The following is a 22,007-nucleotide window of genomic DNA, read 5'->3' on the forward strand; positions in this document are numbered from 1 at the left end:
TTTTTTTTTTTTTTTTTTTTTTTTTTTTTTTTTTTTTTTTTTTTTTTTTTTTTTTTTTTTTTTTTTTTTTTTTTTTTGTTTTTTTTTTTTTTTTTTTTTTTTTTTTTTTTTTTTTTTTTTTTTTTTTTTTTTTTTTTTTTTCTTTTTTTTTTTTTTTTTTTTTTTTTTTTTTGGGGGGGGGGGGGGGGCCCCCCCCCCCCCGCCGCGATGTCTTCAGTAGGCGTACTGCTGCGAGAACGCGTAGCGCGGATTGATGCCGCAAGAGGCCGACGTGCCGGAGGCGGTGGCGAGGCACTGCTGATAGCTCGCGAACTGGCAGTTGCCGGGATAGCCCCACATGCGTCCCTGCAGGCAATATCGATCGTTTGCAGGATGTGCCTGGGCGGCCGGGGATGCTACGGCGACCAGGGCGGCGAACGATGCGAGAGTGAGGATGATGCGACGCATTTCAATCTCCTTCGAGAGCGGGTGGACGGGAACGTCAGCGAGCTGGGCTCGTCTGAGGCATGTCATGCCTATCTTGGTGTCGGCGGAATGCCGTGCGTTCGCGACATGGCACATCATGACGCAGCCGGCGGCCAGGAATGTGATCTACGCCACAGTTCGCGGTGGGGGCCGGGCCTATCGTGAGAAGACGTGCACGCGTCGATCCCGGAGAATCAGGCTTGTCTCATTCGGATCAGGTATTTTGGAGGTTCTAATGCAAAGGTCATATTTGCTGGCTGCGACAGCAGCGCTGGCGCTTTTCATGCAAATACCGCTCGCGCTGGCCCAGAGTGCGCCGGCCGCCGGTGGAACCGCAGCGCCTACCGCGACGACCACTGCGCCGGCAGCGACGACGACAACGCCGGCCGCGACCAGCGACACCTCCAGCCAGCCGGCCGACTCCAAGAAGAGCGCATCGAAGAAGCCGGCGAAGAAGAAGATGACGCGGCAGCAGGAAATCGATCATTCGGTCGACACCGGCACCGTGCCCGCGCGCTACCGCAGCTCTGTGCCCAAGCAGTACCAGCAGTACATTCCGTTCGATAAGCGGTGACGGGTCTCACGGCGGGCGACGTGATCAGACGTCGGGCCGCCGGTGCCATCGTGGCCTTGGTGTGACGCCTTGTCGTAGCGCCTTAACCAAGCGGAATCCGGCCATACATCCCCAGTGGCGGTCCGCGAGAGCGGTGCTAGAGTAGGCCGAAGCCCCGGGGGGAGAAATGAGCGACGACGTGAAGGATGCTGGCCTTGTGGCCATGATCAGCAGCATCCTGGGAGGCAACAAGCGCGCAGACAGCAGTGCTCCGCCGCCGCTCACCGAGGTTCCGCCGACAGCGCCGACGAACGGGTTCGACCTGGTCGAGCCGTCCACCCCCGATCCTGCACCGGCCGAATCCGACGATGCGCCCGATGCCGTGCCGGCTGCCGCGAAGCCGGTCGAGCGGCCGGCGAAAATCACGACGACGCCTGATGGCAAGAAGCTGCTTCCCGCCGAGGCGATTGCCGATCTGGTGCTTGGCGAGCTGCGCAAGCTGGAGAATTTTCCGGCGACCGGCGCCTCCGTCACGGTCTACGGTTACAAGCACTGGAATGCGATGATCACCTTCGCGCCGTTCTCGACCACGTTCCAGAACGCGACGCGGTTCCGCCAGGCCGTACCGGACCTGGTCTTCAAGCTGCGCCGTTTCGTCGAACTTGAGATATAGTCCGGGACAATCACCGGCTGCTGTTCGGCGCGATTCCCCGTTGTGGGGCGAGGCGCGAGCGGGTGTCCGAAACAGTTCGACAGGATCTTGAATTGAGCGTCGCCTTTACCAAGGAAGAAAGCGCCGAAACCGCGTCCGAGACGCTGCTGCCGGATCGCCCGATCTCGCCTCATCCAAACCTCGTGACGGAAGCAGGCTTGCAGGCGCTGCAGGCGCAGCTGCGCGAGGCGCGCGAGGCCTATGAAGCCGCGCAAGCCATCGAGGACGTCAACGAAAAGCGCCGGCAGTCGGCGGTGCCCTTGCGCGATGCTCGCTATCTGACCGAACGGCTGCGCACGGCGCAGGTCATTCCCGATCCGGCGTCGACCGATGTCGTCGCCTTCGGCAGCACCGTGACCTTCAGCCGCACCGACGGCCGCGTGCAGACCTATCGCATCGTCGGCGAGGACGAAGCGGATCCAAAGGCCGGATCGATCTCGTTCGTGGCGCCGGTTGCGAAGTCGCTGATCGGGAAGGCGGTGGGCGATGTCGTGGGTTCAGGCGCGCAAGAGATCGAGATTCTGTCGATCGCGTAGGGATGCGATCTGAGGCCTGAATGGTGGGCGCGTGAGGATCCAACTCCGACGGCTCTGGCTTCGGATTGGTTGCGCCAACTCCGATCGCGTCACTGGGTCAGTTGCGCTGCCGCGATTCACTTCGCTGTTCAAAAGCCGCGAAGGTCATATAGTGAGGGGGTATCAAGACCAATTCATTGCGTGTCAGGCCAAGGGAGCGATCCATGCGGAAGTCCCTATACTTCGTCATCGCAGCCGGTCTCGGCCTATCAGGACCACAAGCTCTGGTCGCGCAAGACGATGTAGATCAGCAGCTCGGCAGCGTTCATTTCCAGACCTCTTGCAACGATGTGGCCCAGCGTCGTTTCGATCGCGGGATGCGCTATCAGCATTCCTACTGGTACGCCAACGCCAAGGAGATCTTCGAGGAAGCCATCAAGGCTGACCCGACATGCAGCATGGCCTATTGGGGCATTGCGCTCACCTACATGGACAATCCGCACAATGCTATTCCAAAGCCGAACCTGGCGCCGGGCCTCGCCGCGATCATGAAGGCCAAGGAGATCGGCGCCGCGACCGAGCGCGAGCGCGACTACATCGATGCGCTGATGGTGATGTATGCCGATTACGACAAGATCCCTCACGTCCAGCGGATGCGCATGCTGCGTGACGCGCAGGCCCGCGTCGCGGCAAAATATCCAGACGACGACGAAGCCCAGATCGCCTACGCCATTACGCTCAATACGTCGGCGGATCTGAACGACAAGACCTATGCGCAGCAAATTAAAGGCGCGGCGATTCTCGAGCCGATCTCCAGGCGGCTGCCGATGCATCCGGGCGTGACGCATTATCTGATCCATCTCTACGACTACCCGGCGCTGGCGCAGAAAGGGCTCGATGCCGCCAATCGTTACGCCAAGATCGCGCCGGCCGCGCCGCACGCCCAGCACATGCCCTCCCACATCTACACGCGCGTCGGCTATTGGAAGGAATCGATCGACTCCAACACTGCTTCCGTGAAAGCCGCGATGGCCGAAAAGTCGGTCGGCAACTACCTGCATGCGCAGGACTACATGGTCTATGCTTACCTGCAGCTCGGCCAGGACAAGCAGGCGCGTGCCGTCATCGACGACATGATCAAGGAGACCGACTTCAAGGCGACGGTCGCGGCGGCAGACTACGCGCTGGCGGCTTCGCCGGCGCGTTATGCGATCGACCGTGGCGATTGGGAGGGTGCCTCGCAGCTGCCGGTCAGGCCGAGCAACCTCAACTTTGCGATGGCGGTAACGCATTTCGCCCGGGCTCTCGGCGCGGCGCGCTCCGGCAAACCGGAAGCCGCCAAGGCCGACATCCAGAAGCTGGCGGAATTGCGCGACAAGCTGCAGGACGCCAAGGACAGTTATTGGTCCGGAATCGTCGACATCCAGCGTCAGGTCGCCGTCGCCTGGGTGCTTTACGCCGAGGGCAAGTATGACGAGGCGCTCAATGCGATGAGCGCCGCGGCGGATGCAGAGGACAAGACGGAAAAGCACGTGATCACGCCCGGACCGCTGGCGCCGGCGCGCGAGCTTTACGGCTTCATGCTGCTCGATCGCGGCATGGCCAAGGAGGCGCTTGCTGCATTCGAGGCAACCAAGGCGAAGGAGCCTAACCGCTTGCACGCTTTCGCGGGGGCGGCCAAGGCGGCCGAAGCCCTTGGTGACAGGGAAGGGGCACGGCAGAACTGTCAGCAGCTCGTAACGCTGACGGCCAGTGCCGATTCGGAACGCCCCGAGGTCGCGGCGGCGAAGCAATACCTCGCCAGCAACTGAGCCGGAACGAGAACGGTGGAATGATGAGAAGGGCAGCCGCCATCGCCGTCGCAGCAATCTCGCTGGGAAGCGCGCTGGCGGCGTCGCTCGTGTGGCTCCATGTGCCACGGCATGCCGCCGCAAATTCCGCCACGCCGGTGTGGCACGAGGTGACTTGGCCGTTCTCGATCGACCAATGGGGCGAGGGAAAGGCGTTCCGGTGCAAGGCTTCCGACTGCGGTGTCGAGGTGACGCTGTACCTGCGCGCCAAGATAGGTTTTTGCAATTGCGCGACGGGCGTCGCCGATGACGAGGACCTCGATCGCATGGGCGATACCGTTCTCCTGGGCGAAGTCTCTCCACGCGGTTCCGGCCATCCCATCAGGATTGCGTCGATGAACGGTCGCAGCCGCGCCTACACGCTCAACTCACGTGGCGCTCCCGGCAAAACGCTGGTGTCGGTCGTCTACAACGAGCGTTGCGACATGATCGCAGCGACCGCTGTCACCGGCTCCGATCGGCCGGAGACCATCGAACCCCGCGTGATCGAGTTTCTGGGCGGCAGCACCGCGATGCACTGGGCTGAGGTCACACTAGGTCTGTGATCGACTGCACCTTCCCGATCGGCGGGCATTTCAATGCGGCGATTGGCCCGCGCAGCCGGGGCGAGGATTGCTATCGACAGGGGCAATCTCATTCGCCTAAACATGAGCCATGCGTTTCCGTTGTCTTGTCCCGATATTGAAGGTCTCCGCCGTGTCCGCGAAACAAAGCGCGGCGGCTGGATGAGGCGGTTTTTGTCGGGGGCGTTGCCGTTCTACGCGCTGGCCGGATTGGCCATGTGCATGTACCTCGTCCTGTACAAGACGAACCTGTTCGACTTGAACGCGATCGTCCAGGGTGCGACCGGTTCGGCATGGTTTCCGGTCTTCATGTTCGCTTGCGTGCTCCTGGAGTCGGTCTTTCCGTATTTCGGCTATTTTCCCGGAACCGCCCTCATCCTGATGTCCGTGGCGCTCAATCCGAAGCCTGCGGATGTCTCCGTTTTCATCGTGGCGTGGGCGGCCATCATCGTGGGCGCCGTTCTGAGTTACGGACAGGCTCGCTTTTTCAGGCCGATGTTGCAGCGGGTTGCCTCAAAAGCGGCAATGAGCCGATGTGAGTCCCTCCTCGACTCCTACGGTCCTTATGCGCGCGTTGCCTTGTTCGTTCATCCCAACGCTTGCGCGATGTATTTCACGGCCCTCGGACTTCTTGGCCGGAACCTGACGCGAGAGCTCGCTTATCTCAGTGTGGGTGCAGCAGCCTCCGTGGGCATTCTGTTCGTCATTGTGACCAGACTGGTGTCGTCCGCAGGCGCCACCGATGATGGGGAATTGCAGGTGCTGCTGGCGGCAGGCCTGGTCGCTATCGGAACCCTCGTCGGTCTCTACGCCGCCTTCCGGCCGGATCGGGCTGCTTGAGGCTTGAATCCGGAAGACTGCGAACCGGCTTTCCGACCAGAGAGCCCGCTTTGAGCTTGGTCGGTCATGATCCATGTGCGGAAGCACCCAAGTCAGAGCCTAAACCAAGGCAGGGTGAGATAGACGCAAGCGATCATCGAGAGGATGGGAATTATCCACACCCATCCCGACCAGAAGTTTCGCACTGAACGTCCGGGTAACGACGCAGCAACGAGGGCGACGATCAGTGCCCCGAGCGCGGCCGTCGCGGCCCACCCGTACCAGTACATCGCTGGAGCTAGAAATCCCATCGCAGGGTCAGCAACGTCTCGCGAATGATGCGTGCCCGCCAGCACGATGCCGAGCGACGGGAAAACGGTGAAAAGAGCAAGGTCCTTTGCGAGTGCAACCACGTAGAGGAAGCCAAATGTCGTCCCGAACGCGAATGCAAAGCGGCGGAACGCAGCCGATAACGTCATGCGCCGAAACCCCTGATGTTGTTTACGACGTGGCCAGTTAGGAAGCCCCACCAGATGACAAAGGCGAGGATCGAGGTGAGCATCGTGCGCGTCTGAGCAGGCTCGTCGGCACGCGGCCGTCGCCAGCAAACCCAGTAGGCTGGTAGCAACGCAAAACCGATAGCGGCGAAGTGCTCCTTGAGGTCGAAGAAGCCCAGGGCTGGCCAATGACCGGCGCGCTCTAACTCTGGCCTGATGTCGACGCGAAAATACAGATAGATGATCCCACCGAGCAGGATGGAGATGGCATACAAGACGACGACGGCGTCGGCGAACCGGGCCGATGACACGGAGCGAAAGCGGCCGAAAAACGAACTGGGGCGCGTTCCCACAGTCGCCCACGTCGCCAAGGTCTGGTGCGTAATCGCGCCAAGCAGTGCAACGGCGACCAAGCCGTGAATAATCAGGAGTACTGTCGCCAGAACCTCACTCCCGGCCTATTGCCCGCTTGCTGTCACGTGAAGAGTTCCTCAGTCCCGAATGGCTCCGCCGACCACGGCCGGAAGCGATTGAGGGTGAACTTCGTCTTCTGGCCGGGTTCAACGTCCACCAGCACGTAGTTGTACTCCTCTTGCGGAGGCTGGCCCTTCCAGTAAAGGTCCCGCGGATAGTCGGCGGGCACCTTGATGCTGGTTCGCCCCGGCAGGATTGGGTCTTGTTCTGCGCCCCCACCGCCCAACATCAGATACTTTACCCCATCTACGTCGTAGATTTCCGTGGTGTGGACGTGCCCGTTCAACACGACCACCTCCATGTCCTTGGCATACGACGCAATCACCTTGTGCGGGTTATCGGGAGCCGGGATCGGGCCTAAGCCTGACCGCGCAAACACGGGATAGTGGAAGACGATAAACGCCTTCCGAATGCCATTGGCCTTGGCCTCGTCCATCCACTTTTGAAGCTGGGTCATCTGCTCGGCATATTTTGGCCGATCAGCGTCCCACAGCGACGGCGAACGGTAATCGTACTTGCCACTCCAGAGATAGATGAAGCGGGTGCCCTTGAAGTCGAATTTGTAGATGAGGTTTTCCGGCGTGACGCCGAATTTTTTCAGATACGGCACAGCCGAAAGTACGCCCTCAATCTTTGGGTCGGCCCACACCTCATGATTACCCACACTCATGAAAAAGCGCCCATCCAGACCGGCTGCGCGCATCTCGTCATCCGGCGCGGGTAGTTTCTTCAACATTGTTTCGTTCACGCGCTTCCAGTATGGGCTGTCACTCACGGTCAAGCCCTGATTGCCCCACCACACAGCGTCACCGCTATTGACCACGAATTTGGCGCGACCGGATTGAACGTCCTTGACGATTTCGCGCGTCACCCATTCGCCGCCCTGCAGCCGGAACATGGTTCGATGCACTCCGGGAAGCAATTTCACGTCTTCAACGGATGCCTCGGTGACCCAACCTTTATCTACCGTCAGGGTCATCACTTCCGTCTTGGATGTAAACGGCATGACGACCTTGATCAGGTCCTTTGTGACCGGATCGAAGATCATCTTCACATCCTTCGCTACGACGGCCTCGGCGACCTTCTCCGGCATGACCAATCCGAACATCTCGACGAAGAACTTGCTGAGGTCCGGTTGTCCCTCTTTCAACGGGAGGTACATCATCGGTCGGGTATCGCCGACCGCAGCGAATGAAAAGCCGCCCCCGATGGAAACGGGTGCTTGCGCGGTTGTTGTTTGGGCCTGCGCGTTGGCAACGAGTGGCACGGAGAATGCGGGCAGTGCTGCGAGTGCGCCTAGAACCAGGCGACGACTGGGCTCGTTAGGCCAAGAGGATTGCATAATGATCACCCCTGATCGAGGAGAGGGAATGAGCCGCCGTATCGGGCGCGCAAACAGCCCGATTTGCCGACCGCTTTCCCGTGGACCTTCAGCGGCGGGTAAGCTTGATATAGATCAACGTCCTCATCTGCCGTAGCAGCGAGCACGTAGAGCGGCGGCTGGCAGCTATTCTGGCCGCGGACGCTTGCGGGCATCGCAGGTGTGCAGAAATACAGCGGCAAGGACGTGGCGAACCCACACAGGTGGCGAGCATGATGTCGATGAAATTGCCGCTGTGGCTTCGCTTTTTCCTGCTCGTCGGCGTCGTCGCCTTTGCGGCAGGCGCGGGTCTCCTTGCCTATCGGTACTACAGCCGCCCGGTAACGCTGACTGTGGCGGTCGGCTCGCTCGACGGCGAGGCAGCGAAGGCAATGTCAGCGATAGCAGGCGAGTTCGTTTCAGCGAACGCGCCGGTCCGGCTCAAGGTCATCGACAGCGGCACCGCGCTCGAGGCCGCTGCGGCTTTCTCCGCGGGCAAGGTCGATCTCGCTGTGGTTCGCGGCGATGTCGGCGACTTGTCGCAGGCGCAAGCCGTCGTCGTCGTCAGCCATATGGTCGTACTGATCATCGCGCCGCCGGGATCGTCCATCGACAGCATTGCCAACCTGAAGGGACGCACGGTCGGCGTGGTCGGCGGAGCAGTGAACGCCAAAATTGTCGATGTGTTGACCAAGGGATACGATCTGGCGGGCGCAAAAGTTGTCTTCAAGAACCTTGCTTTGACGGATGTCCGGCAAGCCATTCAGTCGAAGCAAGTCGGCGCCCTGCTTGTCGTGATCCCGCTCGCCGAAAAATACCTCTCGCTCGTTCGCGGATTTTTTCAGCTTGACCGTAAAAAGACCCCGGTACTGATCCCAATCGAGTCCGCGGGGGCAATTGCAGAGAATGAGCGCGCTTTTGAAAGCTTCGACGTCCCGAAGGGCACACTGCGGGGATCGCCGCCGGTCCCGGAAGATGACCTGACGACTCTGAGGACCTCGCTATATCTGGTTGCGCAAAAGAAGCTTGGCACTGATCTGGTAACCGACCTCACGGAGGCGATCATGAGCGCGCGCAGGAATCTTCTGCGTGAGCAGCCGATTTTCGCGCAGATCACCGCGCCCAGCACCGACCAGGATGCCTACCTTCCGCTGCACCCTGGCGCCGCAGCCGTCTACAACAGCACCACGCAAAGCTTCATGGATGAGTACGGCAACTGGATCTATTTGACGCCGATGGTACTGGGTGGCGCTGCCACCATGCTTGCGGCGGCGTGGAAATTCCTGGGCCTCGGCAGCCGCGCAGCCGAAGGCCCGCTCGATTCTCTCTACGCCCTGGCGCGCCGGATTCGGAAAGTCGATACAGAGGCTGAACTTTCGGATATCGAAGACGAAATCGACCGCATTCTAAAGGTGGAGCTCGCCAAATCCGCTGCTGGAGACGAGAGCGCGGTGGATGATGCCACATTGAACGTGGCAGCCCACCGGCTGGAGAGCTTGATTCACGACCGACGCACATTGATCGCCAAGGGACCCGCAGTTGCCTCCGCGGCGAAGGCGACACAGCGCTAAGTCACGACACGCCTCGCAACACAGTGGTGAATCATGAATGCAATCGCGCTATCGTGCATCACGTTTCTATGCATCTCAGGCGGTGCCCTGCTCGGTATGTTCCTTCCTGGGCATCACCTGAGCACGGATGACAAGGATGTGGTCAGGCTGGGCACGGGCCTCATCGGGACGATAGCCGCGCTTGTCCTCGGCCTGCTGATCGCCTCGGCGAAGGGCTCATACGACACGCAGAGCACTCAAGTCACGCAGATGACGAGCAATGTTGTCCTGCTCGACAATCTGCTGGCGCAGTACGGACCGGAGGCGAATGACGAACGCAACCTTTTGCGGCGGGCCATCGTTGTTTTAGCCGATCGAATGTGGCGCGAGAAAAGTTCCGAGGTTGCCAAGGCGAACCCCTTCGAGGCGAGCGCCGCAAGCGAAGCATTCTTTGCGAAGCTTCAGCAGCTTTCGCCGCAGAACGATTCCCAACGCTCCCTGCAAGCCAGGGCCCTACAGATCGCCACCGACATTGCGCAAACCCGCCTGTCGCTGTTCGCACAGACGAACAACTCGATCCCTATGCCGTTCCTGGTGGTGCTGATTTTCTGGCTCACCATCATCTTTGGAAGCTTCGGCCTGTTTGCCAAACCCAGCGCAACCGTTTTCGGCTCGCTGTTCGTTTTTGCACTGTCGGCCGCCGGGGCGATCTACCTGGTCCTGGAGCTGGGTCAGCCATTTGCGGGTTTGATGCAAATTTCCAGCGCGCCACTGCGCGACGCCCTCACGCCGCTCGGCCCCTAAGCCATTCGCATGATCGAGATTGCCGGCCAGAGCGAGCCCCGACGGTTATCGTGGTCGTCGCGACCTGCTGCCGCGGCTTTTCGAATTGATCAAGGTGCGCATTGTGCTGAGATGTCCGAATCTGGCCCATGTCGGTCGGCTGATTTCTGCTTGCGAGGGCAAAGCGGACGTTTGGGAAATTAGCGAGGTCGACTAGGGGCCAGAAGCGGAATAGAAGCGGCCTAATCGTATGATGGACAGACGACAGGCAAAGGCGCCGCACCTCGTTTTCGGTGCGGATAGCCTGTGCAGAAATTCTTGACACAGTCCGGGTTTTTCCCGGTCCCACATTTCTTGCATCTCTCCACGCAGTCCTCGTAAGTGACCCCCGGGTGAACTTGCTGAATTAGCGGAGGCTGCGGGGGGGTCTGAGTCTGAGCGAATGCCGGAGCAAGCAAGAGCCCAAAGAGTAGCAACGCGACGAGGCGCTTCATGTGGGCGTGCTCCCTTTTCTGCGGACGAGCTTACGCAGTGTTGCCGCGTTGCTCGGCAGCGGCCGCACGAAGTTAGCATGTCACTCCACGTGCGCACCTGCTGGCGGCACGTCGGGTGGGAGTCCTGATGCAAGCACCATTCGCAGTGCGGCGCATACCCGGTCCGCATGCTTCGCGGACTTGGATGACAATCCCGTCCGGCTGTTGAAGGGGTATCAGGGGCATGGCCTGCGCCGATGACGCCAAGGCCAGTGCGAAGGCAACAGCAAATAACCTGATCATTGTTGCTCTCCTGTTGAAGTCGCCCAAAACAGGGTAGTCGCCCTTAAGCGCGCATCGGCGCACATCTGGGGCCGGAGGTCGTTGATCTGGATCAACGAGCGTAGTCTGCCGAAGCGGGGCAAGGGCGTGCCGCCACTCGCTGATGGGCCAAAGGGCGACATTGGATGACGTGAGGTGCTGACGACGCTCGGTCAGGGCTAACAGCGTCGCTTGAGCATCGTATTGCTCCTGCGCGAGCTGCAGTTGGGCCTTCGCCTTTGCGGTCGTCGCCGAGGCCTGATCAACGGACGCCCCGAGCTGGACGACATTGGCCTCCGCGTCCGCGAGCCCCGCCCGCTTTTCCTCGACGATATATTCGTAAGGCTTGGGATCGATCCTGAAAAGAACTTCGCCGGCTTCGAGGTGCTGGTTAGTGCGCCCGGCGCGGATGTTGAAAACCTGAACGCCGCCTGCGCGGTGGCGTTAGAGATGAGTCGCGTGGCCGCGATCTATTGCCGAAAGCGATACTCTCGCTGCTCGTCACCCTGATACTAACGCAACACGACCGCGTTCCCATCCCTCGTTTGCCAAAACTGGAGCTAAGGGATGGCGCTTGTCATTAATGGTGGCCGCCCGATCCTCCGCCACCCCCGCCATGTCCTTCGAGGAATACATAGTTCTGCCAGCTGCGCATGCGCAGAAGAATTTTCCGTAACAACGAAAGCTCATGAAAATGCTCGGTGTAAATGGCGGCTTCGCCTTCCGAACCAAGCGGCACCTGGTAACCGGACACGTCATCGACGAGGTCAAGGACGGCCAGAGCCCGGTCTCCAGTCGGCGGCCCCTCGACATTCACTAGCGTGCCCGTGGTTTGAAGCTGGCCGCTAGCGATCGCATCAATCACGAGGCGGACCTTGGCCTTGAATACGCGACCCGGTATGCCCTTGAACAGAACTTCGCCTTCATTGCCAGGACGAACACGCTGCAGGGTGTTTTGCTGAAACGCCGCTACCAAAGCCCGGTCCCTATGGCTGTCGTTGACGAAAATCATGGCTGGACGGAACGGCGCCGGGACCACATACACGCCCGGCCGCAATACCAGCTCGGTGACAAAGCCGCCTGTCGGGGCTCGAACAATGGTCTGGTCCAGATCGTATTGAGCATCGGCAAGCTCATTGCGTAAACGTACGATGACCGAGTGTTCACCATCAACAGTCGCGCCAAACGCTTGTCGGGTTCGATCTTCTGCAGCAGCGGCCTCGGCGACTGTCTGTTTTGCCGCATCGAAGTTGCGCGTTGCGGTGTCGAGTGTTGCCTTCGCCACCACGTTTTTCTGGAACAGCGTCAACTGACTATCGTAGTTTTCCTGCGCGAGCTGCAGTTGGGCGTTCGCTTTTCCCGTCACCGCCGATGCCTGATCGACGGACGCCTTGAGCTGGGCGACATTGGCCTCCGCGTCCGCCAGCCCCGCTCGCTTTTGCGCGACGATGTATTCGTAAGGCTTGGGATCGATCTTGAAGAGAACTTCTCCGGCTTCGAGGTGCTGGTTGGTACGGTCCTCAACCGGTACCTCGATCACGCGCCCCTTCACCCCGGGCAGTACAGGGGTGACCGCGAAATAGATGCGCGTGTTGGTCGAGAACGGGTGGTTGTAGGCCATGGTTATGAACAGCAGCGCAAGGCCAAAGGCGCCGCCGAGTACTGCTGTCACCAGCGTCCATTGATTGACCGGGATTCTGAAAATCTTGAAGATGGCATAGCAGAGTGCGGCGTAGGTCAATACGAGCAAGAGTTCCATCTGCGACCTCCCACTCCGAGCTGTGAGCGTGCATCAGCTATCGCCGAGCACCTCGGCCCTTCGCATCTGCCCCTTCCGTCGCAGGAGCGCTCACCTCGGCGGCTGAACCCGATGATCCAGGCGACTCGACCGCAACCCGGCGCCCGCCTTTGCTCAATTGAGCTGCTCGATCTCCGATCTCGAGCTTGGCCTCGACCTCTGCCATGCGACGCCTGAGTTCCTCCAACTCAGCCACCGCCTCCTTCGGCGAGGCCGGCTCGCCCGGCTGGTGAGCGAAACCCCAGCCTCGATCCGGCTTATACATCATCGCCCAGATCCAGAGGAACGGCCACAGCACATGCAGCAAGAACAGGCTGATCCAGCCGGCGGCGTGGATCGCGTCCGCGTGTGGATGGTGACGCGCGTGCGCGATCTTGGCTGGAATGTCGTGGATCGCGATCATGCCGTACACCAGAACGATCACCACGAAAAACAGCAAGCCAAGTGCGAAGTAGTTCAGGAATGGATCTTCCATGCTCGCCCTCATTCAGGTGGAGCATTACGTGCCTTGAGCACTCTCTATGTCGACCACGTCACTAACGGCTTGAGAACTTGGAATTATGGATGCATCAAGCCCCTCAAGCCCCGCGCCTCGTACGTGCGCTTGCGCAGGTCAAATTTGTGCTTCCTGGCGGGCGGCGCTCTCCCGCTGCTGCCAGATGCAATCACGCATCGCGATTGCACTATTGCCAATTGCAGCAATAACTCGCACGCCCCGCCGAAGTGCAGTTGATATAGATCAAGCTTTTTGCCTTGCCGCCACTTCACTGAACGGCCTGCTCGGCGGAGTCGTCGCCCCTACTGGCCTAGCTGATGTCTGTAGTTATCCGGTTCGCCATGGTGGGTAAGAGCTTCCGACCAAGTGGACCAAGATGAAGGGAGTTCCGCCATGAATTCTGATCAAGCGAGGCTCACCCACGCGCATCTACGAACCCCACGAGCCGCGGCTGTTGCGGGCATCTTGTTTTCGGTTCTTTTGTTCGCAGTCTTCTGGCTCATGCGGCTTTCGATCCCCGGTGATCCCTTCGAACCGGGGGCTTGGCTCGAAGGCAGTTTGACCTACGTGACGCTCGCGATGAACCTCGTGCCTTTTGCCGGCGTCGCCTTTCTTTGGTTTATTGGCGTGCTTCGCGACAGGCTTGGTGCGCGCGAAGACCAGTTTTTTGCAACGGTCTTCCTGGGTAGCGGCTTGTTGCTGCTGGCGATGCTTTTCGCGGCCGCGGCGGCGTTTGGCGCCATCATTACTGCATTTCATGCCGCTCCCGGAGCGCTCGAAAACTCACCGACTTTTCATTTCGGACGCGGCCTAGCCTATGGGATGATCAACATCTACCTGATCAAGACAGCTACCGTCTTCATGTTTACGACGTCCACCATCGCCCTCTACACACATTTGACGCCTCGCTGGCTCGCACTTGGGGGATACGTCGTAGCGATCATACTCCTCATCGGGAGCTACTATCTCGACTGGAGCCTGCTGGTATTCCCGCTCTGGGTCCTGTTGATCAGCCTATCCATTCTGTGGGAGAAGGAGGCGGCACCGAGTTCGTCGTGAGGTCCTCCCTCCACGAAGTAATGAGCTAGAACCGTTACCACTGCGCCGCTGCCGCGCGCATCACGCGCCTAGCCGAGGTCCCCCGTGCTTGGGAAAAATTCAACTCCAGGAGCCCTTCGGTGCCGATGGCCAGTTGGCTTCTGATGTTCGATTCGATACGCCGCGATCTCGAGGATCCATAACGATCTCGTGGTGCGATCAGAGAGATCGGTGTAACGTTTGTTCCGCTATCCGAGAAGACGGGCAATTCGCTCCGACCGAACAATGGCGCCGCCAAGATCGACAAATCCGGCAAGGTCGTGCGGGGCTGCCGCCAGTCCGACGCCTTTCGTGTCGCCCGCATGCGGTGCCCACACCTCCCGGGTCTCAAGAAGGTAGACGCCATACACCGCCTGCAGTTCACCCGCCTCGTTAGTCCCGACGCCTTGCTGTATTGAATAAGCAGCGAGCGCGGCGTTGGTCACAATCGATGCCTCAATAAGAGCCTCTCGGTATCGCGGGCGGTGCGCAACCTCCGGTCCGAACGCCGTAGCCAACTTCCTTGCGCACGTCTGAATCACGACCAGCAAACGATCCAGAATGTTGCGCAGCGAATGCTTCGTCGCGAGGGACAGGTAGTCGCCGGGATCCAGAAACACATCCACAGCGCTGGTCACAGCGCCGCATCCGCTATGTCCCAAGACAACGATGAGTTTTACACTGCCGTTTAGGTGCTCCACCGCAAACTTCAGGCTGCCCAGGACGTCCGTGCCCAGCACGTTGCCTGCGACCCTGACGACGAAGAGGTCGTTCGGACCTTCGTTGAAAATGAGTTCGATCGGCACCCTGGCGTCCGAGCAGCCAAGAACCGCGGCGAAGGGGTGTTGGGTGGGTGTTCCGATTTGGCCAGAGATCAGGCCTAGATCACGCGCATCGACGGGCACGACCCTCTCTGTCCGCCCATGTTCGTCTTTGACTTGGTCGAGCAGCGCGGCGAAGGTCCGGTTGCCTTCATCGAGACGAAGTCGCGCTTCGTCGCTATCGGACGGTCGGTGTCTCGCAGGCGCATCTGCTTGATATCGGTAGATGACGTCGACCGTTTTCACATCGGCTTCCTTTTGCGGACAAGGTTAGCCTACCTGTCTCAAGGTCACCAAAAGCACCTTCTCGACAGTTGCGGTGCGATCGATGCCTCCAACCTTGTCCTCGAGGCCATCGGCGCGCAGGAGATCGCGCACCCTCCCGCGGGCGCCGACGATCCGCAGCGCGATACCGCGGCCGGAAAGCTCAGTCTCCAGCTCGCGCAGGATCCGCGAACCCGCGAGATCGATATACGGCGATGCGGACAGATCGCAGACCGCCAAACGGATTGGGTCCGGGGGGGATTCAACGCGATTCAGAACCGCTTCCAGCACGGTATCGGCATTGGTGTACATGAGTGAGGCCTCCGGCCGAAACACGATCACGCCGGGCACCGGCTCGTTGTCAGGATGGCGCTCCATATCGGAATATTGTTCGGTCCCCGGAATCCGCCCGAGGAAGGCGACGTGGGGCTGCGATGCACGTGCCAGCAGCAGCAGAATGGAAGCCAGCGCCGCGAGCAGGATGCCGTGCAGAATTCCGAGCCAGAGCACGGCGAGGAGCGCGATTGCGGCTGCCAGGAAGTCGATGCGGCTGACCTGCCACATGCGGAGCATCGCCGGGAAATCCAATAGTCCATACACGGCGGTGAGGACGACCGCGGCCAGCACAGCCTTCGGAAGGTTCTCCAAAAACCCCGTGAGAAAAAGCAGGCACAGGGCCAGTGTGGCCGAGGCGAAGATGAGCGCCAAAGCGGAACGGGCGCCGGCCTTGTCGTTGACGGCCGACTGCGACAGTCCACCGGCAACCGGGTAGCCCTGACCAATGGCTGCGGCGAGATTGGCGGCGGCGATGCCGAGAAGTTCCTGGCGTGCGTCGACCGCATAGCCGTGCTTCGCCGCAAGGGTTCGCGCCGCGGACACGCCTTCGATGTAGGCCAGCAACAGGCAGCCCCCCGCAAGCGGCAGGATGCCCTCGACGTCCCGGATCCGCAGAGCCGGCGGGGCGAGGCTCGGCAGACCCGACGGGATCTTGCCTGTCACGGGAACGCCAAGCGCCGGCAAACCAAGCAGGCTCGCGGCCGCGATGGCCAGCACCACGACGCCGAGCGCGACGGGGCGTCCCGGCAGCAGACGCTCGCCGACGACGAGCAGCACGAGGGCCACGATCCCGACGAGAAGGACAAGCAGCTGGGTCTGACCGAGCTGGCCGACGAGCAGATAGACCCGTTCGAAGAAGTTGTGACCGCCGCCCGGGACGCCGAACAGGCTCGGCAACTGCGTCATCGCGATAGTGAGGCCGGCACCAGCCTTGAACCCGACAAGAATGCTGTCACTGATCAGTTTGACCAGCGCGCTCAACCGCAACAGCCAGGCGAAGAGGCTGAGTGCGGCCACGGTGAAGGCTGCAAGGCTGGCGATCTGCACGTAACGGAGTGTGTCGCCGGCAGCCATCGCGCCCACCGTGCCGGCGATCATGAGCGAGATGGCGGAGGTCGGCCCGATCGCAAGCTGGCGCGAAGAACCGAACAACGCGTAGCCGATTCCTCCCAGCAGGTAGCCGTAGATGCCGACCTGCGGAGGCAGCCCGGCCAGTCCGGCATAGGCAAGGGAGACTGGGATTGCGTAGGCTGCGAGCGTGACGCCGGCGATGATGTCGGAAGGCAGCCAGGCCGCGGAATAATCTGCGAGCCAGCGGGTCGGTGGCAGCCAGGACAGCCACGAAGTCTGCCGCTCGACGCTGCCCGTTGGTTCTGTCGCGTCGGCCATCATGCCAAGCCTTTCGGCTGGTGGGACGGCAACGTTGACGACGCTGCGCAGCGATCGCTTGATCCAAGTCAAGGCCCTTGAGGCTTCCCGATCGAAAAATGAGGCATAGACCGGGGTTCGAAAACCGGGGTTCACGATGGACATTGCCAGCCACAGATCAGAGGCCAGGACGAGGCCGACTGCCGGCACAACACCCCACATCGTTTTCCCAAGCGATCGCGCTGCCGCCGGCAAGGCTCTGCGCGACAGGCTCGCGCGCGAGCAACAGGGTCGCTGGAAGCCATCCAGGGAGCGGCCGAATCCCCTCGACATCCTGCTCAAATCGGACGCCGGCCGGGTCAAGAAGCTGATACCGATCCGCTATGGCCGGATGCTGCAATCGCCGTTCGCATTCTTTCGTGGCTCCGCGGGTGTGATGGCCGCGGATTTGGCGCGGACGCCGAGCACCGGACTGAATGTGCAGGCGTGTGGCGACTGCCACCTCGCGAATTTCGGGGGCTTTGCCACCCCCGAGCGACATATCATTTTCGACATCAACGATTTCGATGAGACGTTGCCGGCCCCGTGGGAATGGGACGTCAAGCGTCTCGCCGCCTCGGTGGTGCTCGCCGCACGATCGATCGGATTGTCCGACGTCACGGGCCGCGATTGCGCGATGGCTGCCGCGCGCGGCTATCGCGAACACATGCGCGGATTCTCCAGGATGGATCCACTCGCCGTATGGTACGCGAACATCCCCGCCGAGGATTTGATGGTGATCGCGCCGAAGAGTGCGCGAAAACACCTGCAGCGGCGGATTGACCATGCCGCCGCGGACCGGGGCTCGGAGCTGGATTTTCCCAAGCTTGCCGGCAGCATCGGCGGACAAATCCGCATCATGGAGCAACCTCCGCTCATCTTTCACCCGGATGTGGCTCGCGCTTCTGATTTCCTGTCGGCGCTCGAAGGGATCCTGCGTATCTACCGGGATTCGCTGCCCGATGACCGGCGTCAGCTATTCGACCGCTACCGGCTGGTCGACGCCGCCATCAAGGTGGTCGGCGTTGGAAGCGTGGGTCGGCGATGCTGGATCGTCCTCATGATGTCGGAGGCCAACAGTCCGCTGTTTCTGCAGGTGAAGGAAGCGGCGCATTCCGTTCTGGAGTCCTATGCGGGAAAGAGCGTCTATCGTCATCACGGGCAGCGCGTTGTGATGGGTCAGCGCCTGATGCAGCCCGCCTCAGATATTTTCCTCGGCTGGCTCACGGGCTCTCGCGACCGTCAGTTCTACGTGCGGCAGCTGCGCGACGCCAAAATCAAGCCCCTGATCGAAACTTTCGACGCGAAAGTTCTGGAGGTCTATGCGGGCGCCTGCGGTTGGGTGCTCGCGCGTGCACATGCCAAGGTCAGCGAGATATCGGCGACGATCAGCGGGTATCTCGGCTCATCCAGCGACGAATTCGACCAAGCCATGGGCCACTTTGCGGTTTCCTATGCCGACCAGGCCGAGCGCGACCATGCGACCCTAAAAGCTGCTGTGAAGAAAGGCGACATCAGGGTTTATCTGGAATCCTAGCAACAGTGCTGCGCTGCGGACCAGCAAAGATCTCAGCGGCAGACGTAAGAGCCGTTGACTAGCACGCGCACGCAGGCCGTGCCGGCAGCGGCTGCACCTACGGCAGCGCCGCCAACGACTGCCCGTCGCGTCTGTCGACGCGCAACGCCCGCAACGCTGACAGGGGTCAGCGGGCGACCGACCCGCGCCTGAGCGCTCTCGACAGATAGCGAGACGCCGCCTTGCTCGGACCAGCCGAAAGTAAGCAACACCCCGCCCATCAAGGCGGCAGCTGCGACGGCAAACGTTCCCGTCCGTTTCATAGGCTTTCTCCGTTACGCAACTAATCCCAGTGCATCTTGCTCGCGCGAGCTTCGCCAGACTTGATTCAGATCAAGGGGGCCATCGCAAAGCTCCGGCTCCGGTAGTAACCAAGGGCTAATCTGAAGATTGGAGCGACTTCGGCTCTTTGAGGCCGAGGGCGTTCGTCTGAAAACGCCGAACCCACACGACCTCCGGTCGCCTCAGTCTTCAGGGATGGACATGAATCCTCCCGAGGTCCGCGGTGGGTCAAAAGCCGACCTCGGGTGAATGACCGCTTTTGGCAAAGCGGACGTTCGCACGCCTCGCAAGGGAGCTTTCAGCGACTCTTGGAATCTAGGATCAATGCTGGGCGCACATGGGTCGAACCATGGGCCTCTCGCGTGTCAAGGCGGGCTAGTCGCAGGGGGGGCGGGCCTCTCCTTGGATGATGCCATCATGCCGGTGTTTTGCCCGACGCGTCAATCGAATTTCGGAAAAGGCGTAACCCATTGATCCGACTGACGGCGGCTACTGTGCATGGGGTTGTTTTCGACATTTTTGATTGAGCCGGTCCACGAGCGCCGCGAGGCGTCGACGATGGTCCGCAATCTGGAGGGTTCAGGAAGATGGATGGTGGGCGCACAAGGGATCGAACCTTGGACCTCTCCCGTGTGAACCACAATCCGTAGACCCGAGCCAACCAAATCCGGCCATAGTTAGTATGTAAAAATGCCTTTGATTGACGAGGGTTATGGCCCTATTTGCCCATAAGAGCCCATAGCTGACCTTGCTACATTTTGTATGCCCCCGTTGTGCCCGCCGGGGATTTTCCCCGGGGCACTAAAACGGGGGGAGGTCTGAGACCCGGTTCTGTTTGGGTCTGTGGGTTCTCCCTGCGCGGGCACACGGCAAGGGGAAGGTCTGAGCCCCGGTTCTGTTCGAGGGCTGACCGCCCTTCTTGCGGGGCGCGCGGGGGCACAGAGAGAGGGAAGGAATCATGACGGAGCCGGCCAACCAGCTGACACTCACCGATGCAGTGATCCGCGACGCAACGCTGCCGTCGGGTAAGGCGCAGCATTATCTCCACGACGACAAGCTGCCCGGCCTCGCCTTGCGCATGCGCGCCACCGGTGGCCGGACCTGGGTCTATCTCTTCACCAAGCCGGGGGTGAGGGGAACCCAGCGCAAGACCCTCGGCGCGTGGCCCAAATATAATGAGAAGGCAGCGCGCAAGGCCGCCACCATTGCCGCAGGCGAGGTCGTCAAGGGCTTAGACCCTAACGATGCGAAGCGCGAGGCGAGGCGGCAACAGGCAGCCGAGAAGCAGTGCACCACGCTCGCGAGCCTCATTGTTGAAGATGGTCCCTACCAGGCGTCTTTGACCGAACGCCAAGTCGTCAACTGGAAGCCAGCAATGTCGGCGCTGCGGCGCGGGCTCAAGGATCACGCCGAGAGCGGCGTGGGGGACCTGACGCGACGGCAGATCATGGCTGCGGTCGAGAAGATTGCAAAGACTGGCAAGCGAGGTGCAGCCAAGGACTTGCGCAAGCACGTGCATACTTTTCTCGAATGGTGCGTCGGCGAAGGTTACGTCGAGCACAACGTGCTCGCCGGCTATCGCGCGCCGAAAGAAACCCGTGCGCAGAGAGTCGGGCGCCGAGCAAAGGGCCGCGCACTGACCGATGAAGAAATCATCAAGGTCTGGGATGCATCCGGCAAGCTCGGGGCTTTCGGTTTCCTGGCACGCATGTGCCTGCTCGGCGGCCCGCGCCGCAGCGAGCCTACCATGATCGAGTGGCGTAAGCACATCATGGACGACCGGATCACCTTCGATGCGGCGTGGACCAAAATGGGGTTGCACCACGATGTGCCGCGCACTCACTTGGTTGACGAGGTGCTCACGGCCGCGAAACATTTCCAGCGCGCGACGTCCGACTATGTCTTCCCGTCACCGAAGACCGGTGGGCAGATGTCGGGCTTCACCAAGATGGTCAACCGCCTGGTCAAGGAAGCGGGCGTTGCCAAGTTCACTATGCATGACCTAAGGCGCAGTTTGCGCACCATCATGTCGCGCTGTGGCTACGACAACGAAATCCAGCGGTTGTGTGTTGGGCAGAAGCCAAGCGGAATCGATCAAGTCTACAATCACGACGAACAGTGGATCATCCGCAAGATGGCGTTCGAGGCGGCTCACGACTACATTGCAGAGCTGGTTGGCGCGAAACGCATCGGGAAGATCGTGCGCCTGCAGCGGACGAATCCGCTTGACCCGATCAAGGCCGAGCTGCTCGGCCGTCTCCGTGAGCATTATGCGGCCGAGGCGTCCTAGTCGTCTTATCGCACTTGGCCAGATAGTCCCGCACCGCATCGACACGATAAAGGGGCCGGCCATCGACGTAGCGCCATTTCAGCGGGTGGTTCGGATCGCGCCGCCACTGCTCTAGGGCGCCGGGGGTGCGCCGGATGACCGCGGCTGCCTCCAATGCCGTCAAATTAGAGCTGCCCGGCAGTGTATCGATATCGAACGTCGCGGGCGGCGGGATGCCACGGTTCTTGCGACGGCGCTTCGTGGCAAGCGGCATTTTGCTGTCATCTGGAGACCCAAATGCCTCGATCCGAGCCTTTTCGTCCTTGCCGCGCATGCCTCTGCCCCGAACCATGATCGGTCTGAGGCGATAAGATCCCAGCCATCTCCAGCAAGAAAGAAATCCTAAGCGCGGCTATGGCTGCTGGGTAGCTGTGGCGTACAAATAGGACGAATCGCCCCCTTGCCGAGAGGTTGTAGCGGCTTGGGGTCCGGGGGCTGATCGGCATCCTAATGGGCCCCCATCTGGGGTCAATGTTAGCCGACAATGATTGGTTTAGTTATCGAAAGCGCTAAACCTGCAATCGGACCGATATGAGCGGGAGGATATCTAGCTCAGCCAAAGCTTTGTCCATGTCCATGTTTCACCCGGGGGCACCAGTTGCCTGGGCAGTGTCAATCGGCCTGTAAATTTGACCCCTCATCGGCGTCCAATTTTGACCCCTTCGTGCGCCGCGGTTTGACGGTAG

22 protein-coding genes are annotated in these 22,007 nt (G+C 60.7%); 12 read left to right on the top strand and 10 right to left on the bottom strand.

Translation table 11 applies throughout. The annotated features are described in order from the left end of the window. Together AC0L3X_RS42580 and AC0L3X_RS42585 are read right to left on the bottom strand one after the other, a co-directional pair. Positions 1 to 262 (bottom strand): hypothetical protein (locus AC0L3X_RS42580; protein ID WP_473317427.1); only part of this gene is annotated, 262 nt, incomplete at its 3' end. Then, the gene (locus tag AC0L3X_RS42585) at positions 214 to 447 is read right to left on the bottom strand and encodes a DUF3551 domain-containing protein (protein WP_028151247.1); all 234 of its coding nucleotides are present in this window, start codon (positions 445 to 447) and stop codon (positions 214 to 216) included. The genes AC0L3X_RS42585 and AC0L3X_RS42580, both read right to left, overlap by 49 nt. 253 nt (positions 448 to 700) lie before the next feature. Between AC0L3X_RS42585 and AC0L3X_RS42590 the strand changes: the two genes are divergently transcribed. From AC0L3X_RS42590 to AC0L3X_RS42615, 6 genes are all read left to right on the top strand, one after another. After that, positions 701 to 1,039, top strand: coding sequence for a hypothetical protein (locus AC0L3X_RS42590; protein WP_063985413.1), 339 nt, complete (start codon positions 701 to 703; stop codon positions 1,037 to 1,039). A 166-nt stretch (positions 1,040 to 1,205) separates the two neighbouring features. Continuing rightward, entirely contained in the window at positions 1,206 to 1,691 is a 486-nt protein-coding gene (locus AC0L3X_RS42595; RefSeq protein WP_063985412.1) for a hypothetical protein, read from the top strand. A 92-nt stretch (positions 1,692 to 1,783) separates the two neighbouring features. After that, entirely contained in the window at positions 1,784 to 2,266 is a 483-nt protein-coding gene (gene greA / locus AC0L3X_RS42600) for a transcription elongation factor GreA (protein WP_063985411.1), read from the top strand. 203 nt (positions 2,267 to 2,469) lie between these two features. Then, on the top strand, positions 2,470 to 4,056 hold the full coding sequence (locus AC0L3X_RS42605) for a tetratricopeptide repeat protein (protein WP_063985410.1): 1,587 nt from the start codon (positions 2,470 to 2,472) through the stop codon (positions 4,054 to 4,056). Between the two features lie 20 nt (positions 4,057 to 4,076). Further along, complete coding sequence (locus AC0L3X_RS42610) at positions 4,077 to 4,640, top strand: hypothetical protein (protein WP_354132606.1); 564 nt, start codon at positions 4,077 to 4,079, stop codon at positions 4,638 to 4,640. 180 nt (positions 4,641 to 4,820) lie between these two features. Continuing rightward, positions 4,821 to 5,498, top strand: a complete 678-nt coding sequence (locus tag AC0L3X_RS42615; RefSeq protein ID WP_231145434.1) for a hypothetical protein — start codon at positions 4,821 to 4,823, stop codon at positions 5,496 to 5,498. A 92-nt stretch (positions 5,499 to 5,590) separates the two neighbouring features. On the opposite strand, the gene AC0L3X_RS42620 is transcribed toward AC0L3X_RS42615, so the two are convergent. The 3 genes from AC0L3X_RS42620 to AC0L3X_RS42630 form a co-directional block, all read right to left on the bottom strand. Beyond that, complete coding sequence (locus tag AC0L3X_RS42620) at positions 5,591 to 5,956, bottom strand: hypothetical protein (protein ID WP_063985409.1); 366 nt, start codon at positions 5,954 to 5,956, stop codon at positions 5,591 to 5,593. Further along, the gene (locus AC0L3X_RS42625; protein ID WP_071909693.1) at positions 5,953 to 6,387 is read right to left on the bottom strand and encodes a hypothetical protein; all 435 of its coding nucleotides are present in this window, start codon (positions 6,385 to 6,387) and stop codon (positions 5,953 to 5,955) included. Before AC0L3X_RS42625 ends, AC0L3X_RS42620 begins: the two co-directional genes overlap by 4 nt. A gap of 62 nt (positions 6,388 to 6,449) precedes the next feature. Further along, positions 6,450 to 7,715, bottom strand: coding sequence for a metallophosphoesterase family protein (locus AC0L3X_RS42630; RefSeq protein WP_231143614.1), 1,266 nt, complete (start codon positions 7,713 to 7,715; stop codon positions 6,450 to 6,452). 326 nt (positions 7,716 to 8,041) lie between these two features. On the opposite strand from AC0L3X_RS42630, the gene AC0L3X_RS42635 reads away from it, so the two are divergent. The 3 genes from AC0L3X_RS42635 to AC0L3X_RS42645 all read left to right on the top strand — a co-directional run bounded on the left by AC0L3X_RS42635 (position 8,042) and on the right by AC0L3X_RS42645 (position 11,445). Then, positions 8,042 to 9,379, top strand: coding sequence for a TAXI family TRAP transporter solute-binding subunit (locus tag AC0L3X_RS42635; RefSeq protein WP_063985407.1), 1,338 nt, complete (start codon positions 8,042 to 8,044; stop codon positions 9,377 to 9,379). A gap of 33 nt (positions 9,380 to 9,412) precedes the next feature. Beyond that, the gene (locus tag AC0L3X_RS42640; protein ID WP_063985406.1) at positions 9,413 to 10,162 is read left to right on the top strand and encodes a bestrophin-like domain; all 750 of its coding nucleotides are present in this window, start codon (positions 9,413 to 9,415) and stop codon (positions 10,160 to 10,162) included. 965 nt (positions 10,163 to 11,127) lie between these two features. Then, positions 11,128 to 11,445 (top strand): hypothetical protein, encoded by a 318-nt coding sequence (locus tag AC0L3X_RS42645; RefSeq protein WP_187387814.1) that lies wholly within the window; start codon positions 11,128 to 11,130, stop codon positions 11,443 to 11,445. Between the two features lie 70 nt (positions 11,446 to 11,515). Here AC0L3X_RS42645 and AC0L3X_RS42650 read toward each other — a convergent pair whose 3' ends face one another. Together AC0L3X_RS42650 and AC0L3X_RS42655 are read right to left on the bottom strand one after the other, a co-directional pair. Next, the gene (locus AC0L3X_RS42650; protein ID WP_063985404.1) at positions 11,516 to 12,694 is read right to left on the bottom strand and encodes an HlyD family secretion protein; all 1,179 of its coding nucleotides are present in this window, start codon (positions 12,692 to 12,694) and stop codon (positions 11,516 to 11,518) included. 37 nt (positions 12,695 to 12,731) lie between these two features. Then, on the bottom strand, positions 12,732 to 13,208 hold the full coding sequence (locus tag AC0L3X_RS42655) for a DUF3302 domain-containing protein (RefSeq protein ID WP_084795396.1): 477 nt from the start codon (positions 13,206 to 13,208) through the stop codon (positions 12,732 to 12,734). A gap of 414 nt (positions 13,209 to 13,622) precedes the next feature. Here AC0L3X_RS42655 and AC0L3X_RS42660 point away from each other — a divergent pair, with 414 nt between their 5' ends. Then, the gene (locus AC0L3X_RS42660; protein ID WP_063986681.1) at positions 13,623 to 14,288 is read left to right on the top strand and encodes a hypothetical protein; all 666 of its coding nucleotides are present in this window, start codon (positions 13,623 to 13,625) and stop codon (positions 14,286 to 14,288) included. Positions 14,289 to 14,515: 227 nt separating this feature from the next. Here AC0L3X_RS42660 and AC0L3X_RS42665 read toward each other — a convergent pair whose 3' ends face one another. Both AC0L3X_RS42665 and AC0L3X_RS42670 read right to left on the bottom strand, forming a co-directional pair. Further along, entirely contained in the window at positions 14,516 to 15,373 is an 858-nt protein-coding gene (locus tag AC0L3X_RS42665) for a carbonic anhydrase (protein ID WP_063985402.1), read from the bottom strand. 24 nt (positions 15,374 to 15,397) lie between these two features. Further along, positions 15,398 to 17,116, bottom strand: a complete 1,719-nt coding sequence (locus AC0L3X_RS42670; protein ID WP_473317430.1) for a SulP family inorganic anion transporter — start codon at positions 17,114 to 17,116, stop codon at positions 15,398 to 15,400. Positions 17,117 to 17,252: 136 nt separating this feature from the next. Between AC0L3X_RS42670 and AC0L3X_RS42675 the strand changes: the two genes are divergently transcribed. Next, positions 17,253 to 18,671: a DUF2252 domain-containing protein gene (locus AC0L3X_RS42675; RefSeq protein WP_473317428.1), complete on the top strand. Its 1,419-nt coding sequence runs from the start codon at positions 17,253 to 17,255 to the stop codon at positions 18,669 to 18,671. Positions 18,672 to 18,703: 32 nt separating this feature from the next. Here the strand turns inward: AC0L3X_RS42675 and AC0L3X_RS42680 are convergent, their stop codons facing one another. Next, positions 18,704 to 18,973, bottom strand: a complete 270-nt coding sequence (locus AC0L3X_RS42680) for a hypothetical protein (RefSeq protein ID WP_084795298.1) — start codon at positions 18,971 to 18,973, stop codon at positions 18,704 to 18,706. A 977-nt stretch (positions 18,974 to 19,950) separates the two neighbouring features. Between AC0L3X_RS42680 and AC0L3X_RS42685 the strand changes: the two genes are divergently transcribed. Beyond that, positions 19,951 to 21,282 carry a tyrosine-type recombinase/integrase gene (locus tag AC0L3X_RS42685; RefSeq protein WP_259216370.1) on the top strand — a complete coding sequence of 444 codons (1,332 nt, stop codon included), beginning with the start codon at positions 19,951 to 19,953 and terminating at the stop codon, positions 21,280 to 21,282. Positions 21,283 to 22,007 lie beyond the last annotated feature (725 nt).

The organism is Bradyrhizobium sp. MI1.7 (assembly GCF_055811795.1).

What these genes read in the sequence shown, in the direction of transcription:
- AC0L3X_RS42615 (WP_231145434.1), top strand. Translation starts at nt 4,821, where the DNA reads ATGAGGCGGTTTTTGTCGGGGGCGTTGCCGTTCTACGCGCTGGCCGGA.
- AC0L3X_RS42620 (WP_063985409.1), bottom strand. Translation starts at nt 5,956, where the DNA reads ATGACGTTATCGGCTGCGTTCCGCCGCTTTGCATTCGCGTTCGGGACG.
- AC0L3X_RS42655 (WP_084795396.1), bottom strand. Translation starts at nt 13,208, where the DNA reads ATGGAAGATCCATTCCTGAACTACTTCGCACTTGGCTTGCTGTTTTTC.
- AC0L3X_RS42595 (WP_063985412.1), top strand. Translation starts at nt 1,206, where the DNA reads ATGAGCGACGACGTGAAGGATGCTGGCCTTGTGGCCATGATCAGCAGC.
- AC0L3X_RS42675 (WP_473317428.1), top strand. Translation starts at nt 17,253, where the DNA reads ATGGACATTGCCAGCCACAGATCAGAGGCCAGGACGAGGCCGACTGCC.
- AC0L3X_RS42680 (WP_084795298.1), bottom strand. Translation starts at nt 18,973, where the DNA reads ATGAAACGGACGGGAACGTTTGCCGTCGCAGCTGCCGCCTTGATGGGC.
- AC0L3X_RS42670 (WP_473317430.1), bottom strand. Translation starts at nt 17,116, where the DNA reads ATGGCCGACGCGACAGAACCAACGGGCAGCGTCGAGCGGCAGACTTCG.
- AC0L3X_RS42585 (WP_028151247.1), bottom strand. Translation starts at nt 447, where the DNA reads ATGCGTCGCATCATCCTCACTCTCGCATCGTTCGCCGCCCTGGTCGCC.
- AC0L3X_RS42685 (WP_259216370.1), top strand. Translation starts at nt 19,951, where the DNA reads ATGACGGAGCCGGCCAACCAGCTGACACTCACCGATGCAGTGATCCGC.
- AC0L3X_RS42660 (WP_063986681.1), top strand. Translation starts at nt 13,623, where the DNA reads ATGAATTCTGATCAAGCGAGGCTCACCCACGCGCATCTACGAACCCCA.
- AC0L3X_RS42650 (WP_063985404.1), bottom strand. Translation starts at nt 12,694, where the DNA reads ATGGAACTCTTGCTCGTATTGACCTACGCCGCACTCTGCTATGCCATC.
- AC0L3X_RS42590 (WP_063985413.1), top strand. Translation starts at nt 701, where the DNA reads ATGCAAAGGTCATATTTGCTGGCTGCGACAGCAGCGCTGGCGCTTTTC.
- AC0L3X_RS42635 (WP_063985407.1), top strand. Translation starts at nt 8,042, where the DNA reads ATGATGTCGATGAAATTGCCGCTGTGGCTTCGCTTTTTCCTGCTCGTC.
- AC0L3X_RS42640 (WP_063985406.1), top strand. Translation starts at nt 9,413, where the DNA reads ATGAATGCAATCGCGCTATCGTGCATCACGTTTCTATGCATCTCAGGC.
- AC0L3X_RS42605 (WP_063985410.1), top strand. Translation starts at nt 2,470, where the DNA reads ATGCGGAAGTCCCTATACTTCGTCATCGCAGCCGGTCTCGGCCTATCA.
- AC0L3X_RS42610 (WP_354132606.1), top strand. Translation starts at nt 4,077, where the DNA reads ATGATGAGAAGGGCAGCCGCCATCGCCGTCGCAGCAATCTCGCTGGGA.